A 460-nucleotide genomic window follows, 5' to 3' on the forward strand; every position below is an offset into this window, starting at 1 on the left:
GAATCCGAGGAGGAAGGTGACCATGCAGAAGATACAGGTCAGGCCAAACACTCCCAGGATGAGGTCGGGGATGGCTGCTTGAAGTTCTTCCTGTTCAGTGACAGGTGCAAGCACTCCTATCAGCAGCATGAATCCACCGCCGTAGAGCATGGCCAGGGGTGGGCAGGACCAGCCGTTGTAGTGGAGGACGAAGCGTGGGGTGGGTTCGGTGTAGGCGACCCAGCCCTGTCGGAGAGCGAGTAGGCCGATGGCAGTTGCAAAGACCATCAGCCAGATGATCCCAGAAGGAAAGGCTTCCAGTAGGGACATGTTCATCATCCTTCTCCGCCGAACAGCTTCTTTCCGAAGTTCCAGGCGCCTTCAGCAACATCGGCGATCCGATCTCCGAGGTTTTTGTCGTCGCCTGTGGGGATGCTCATGGCCAGGCCAACTCCGAAGCCGACAGCGAGGCCGACGAGGG

Annotated in this window: 1 protein-coding gene; it reads right to left on the bottom strand. The window is 58.7% G+C overall.

What is annotated here, in order from left to right; genetic code table 11:
• A partial coding sequence (locus EII34_RS15775; RefSeq protein ID WP_148092646.1) for a hypothetical protein occupies positions 1 to 309 on the bottom strand: 309 nt, incomplete at its 3' end.
• Positions 310 to 460 lie beyond the last annotated feature (151 nt).

It is taken from the genome of Arachnia propionica, assembly GCF_003859805.1.
GTDB lineage: Bacteria > Actinomycetota > Actinomycetes > Propionibacteriales > Propionibacteriaceae > Arachnia > Arachnia propionica_C.